The following is a 2,253-nucleotide window of genomic DNA, read 5'->3' as shown; positions in this document are numbered from 1 at the left end:
CGCGCAGCGCGTCCCCCAGGCCGGCCAGCCCGGCGGCCCCGACGACGGCCGTCGCCAGCTCCTCGACCCCGGCCTCCGCGCACAGGGTCCGCGCCATCGGGACCAGTTGCTCCATGAGGTGCCCCGGGTCGAGGCCCCGCGCCCCCGTCCGCACCGGTTCCCCGGAGGCGCTCCGGGCCAGTGGCCCGCGCCCGGCGGCCCCGACGGCGACCCGCAGACCGGAGCCCCCGGAGTCCACGGCGAGGAAACCGGGCCCGGTCACGGCAGGCGCCAGTCCACCGGTTGGCCGCCCTGGCGGATCAGCAGGTCGTTGGCCCGGCTGAACGGGCGGGAGCCGAAGAAGCCGCGGTCGGCGGACATCGGCGACGGGTGGGCCGACTCCACCGCGGGCAGATCGCCCAGCAACGGACGGCAGTTGCGGGCGTCCCGTCCCCACAGGATGGAGACCAGGGGCTTGCCCCGCCCGGCCAGCGCCCGTATCGCCTGCTCGGTGACCTCCTCCCAGCCCTTGCCGCGGTGGGCGCCCGGCTTGCGCGGGGCCGTCGTCAGCGCCCTGTTCAGAAGCAGTACGCCTTGCTCGGTCCAGGGCGTGAGGTCGCCGTTCGACGGCTGGGGCAGGCCCAGGTCGGTGTTCAGCTCCCGGAAGATGTTGATGAGGCTGCCCGGCAGCGGCCTCACCTCGGACGCGACCGAGAACGACAGTCCCACCGCGTGCCCCGGGGTGGGGTACGGGTCCTGCCCGACGATCAGGACGCGTACCTCGTCGAAGGGCTGCTGGAAGGCACGCAGGACGTTCGCCCCGGCCGGGAGGTAGGTGCGTCCCGCGGCGATCTCCGCGCGCAGGAAGTCCCCCATCCCCGCGATCCGTTCGGCCACCGGCTCCAGGGCCTTCGCCCAGCCCGCTTCGACGATTTCATTCAAGGGTCGTGGTGCCACGGGCGTCACCTTACTGCCGTGGCGGCGGCGGAGATCAACCAGTGGCCAGGACCGGACGGGATCCTCATGCGCCTCATGTGGTTCGAGCGGCTCATGCGGTTCACGCGACGACCGCCGCCCGTACGCACAGCACGTCCGGCAGGTGTGCCGCCAACTGCCGCCAGCTGTCGCCGTCGTCGGCGGACGCGTACACCTCGCCGTTGCGGTTGCCGAAGTAGACGCCCGCCGGGTCCGCGCCGTCGTGGCACATCGCGTCGCGCAGCACCGTGCCGTAGTGGTCCTCCCGCGGCAGCCCCGCCGTGAGCGGCTCCCAGCTCCTGCCCGCGTCCGCCGTCCGGAAGACCCGGCAGCGCCGGCCGGCCGGCACCCGGTCGGAGTCGGCGTTGATCGGGAACACGTACGCCGTGCCACCGCGGCGGGGATGGGCCACCACCGTGAAGCCGAACGTCGACGGCAGGCCCTCGCCGATGTCCGTCCAGCTTCCGCCCGCGTCGTCGCTGCGGTACACGCCCCAGTGGTTCTGCAGGTACAGGCGGTCCGGGTCCGCCGCGTCCCGGGCGACCTTGTGCACGCACTGCCCGAACTCCGGATCGGGGTCCGGCAGGAACACCGCGGAGACCCCGGAGTTGGACGGGGCCCAGCTCGCGCCGCCGTCCAGGGTGCGGAACACGCCCGCCGCGGAGACGGCCACCGTCACGGCGCGCGGATCACGCGCGTCGGTCAGCACGGTGTGCAGGCCCTCACCGCCGCCGCCCGGCACCCACTTCGCCCGCGTGGGGTGCTCCCACAGCGGCCGGACCAGTTCGAAGGTCTCCCCGCGGTCCTCCGAGCGGTACAGCGCGGCCGGTTCCGTCCCCGCGTACACCACGTCCGGTTCGGCCTCGGACGGGTGCAGCTGCCAGACCCGCTCCAGCGAAGTCCCCGTGTCCTCGGGGAACCTGACGGCGGGCCGGGCCGGTTCGGTCCAGCTCCTGCCCAGGTCGTCGGAGTGGAACACCGAGGGTCCCCAGTGCGCGCTGTCCCCGCCGACCAGCAGCCTCGGGCGCGTGCCACGGGTGTCGACGGCGATCGAGTACACGGCCTGTGCGTTGAAGTGGGGACTCTCGTCGAACTCCCAGGTGTCACCTCGCCTGCGCCCGATGAACAGGCCCTTGCGGGTGCCCACGGCGAGCAGTACCTCGGTCATGCAGACCACCTCCGCGACGTCTTCGTCGACGTCCTCGTTCCAGGACACCGGCCAGTCTGCACCCCGCCACTGACAGTCACCCCCGGATCGACGTCGCCGCAGGTCAAGGAGTGCGTGGTCGGACGGCGGGG

1 protein-coding gene and 2 pseudogenes are annotated in these 2,253 nt (G+C 73.4%); all 3 read right to left on the bottom strand.

The annotated features are described in order from the left end of the window. A pseudogene (locus B7767_RS26010) lies at nt 1–262 on the bottom strand (ATPase); the annotation flags it as partial. Further along, nucleotides 259–936, bottom strand: coding sequence for a uracil-DNA glycosylase (locus tag B7767_RS26005; protein WP_085574316.1), 678 nt, complete (start codon nt 934–936; stop codon nt 259–261). The gene B7767_RS26005 and the pseudogene B7767_RS26010, both read right to left, overlap by 4 nt. Before the next feature lie 100 nt (nt 937–1,036). Beyond that, nucleotides 1,037–2,192, bottom strand: a pseudogene (locus B7767_RS26000) (WD40/YVTN/BNR-like repeat-containing protein). Nucleotides 2,193–2,253 lie beyond the last annotated feature (61 nt).

The organism is Streptomyces sp. 13-12-16 (genome assembly GCF_002114215.1).
Taxonomy (GTDB): domain Bacteria; phylum Actinomycetota; class Actinomycetes; order Streptomycetales; family Streptomycetaceae; genus Streptomyces.
Note: the sequence above shows the minus strand (reverse complement) of the source record. Positions and strands in the feature narration are given on the sequence as shown.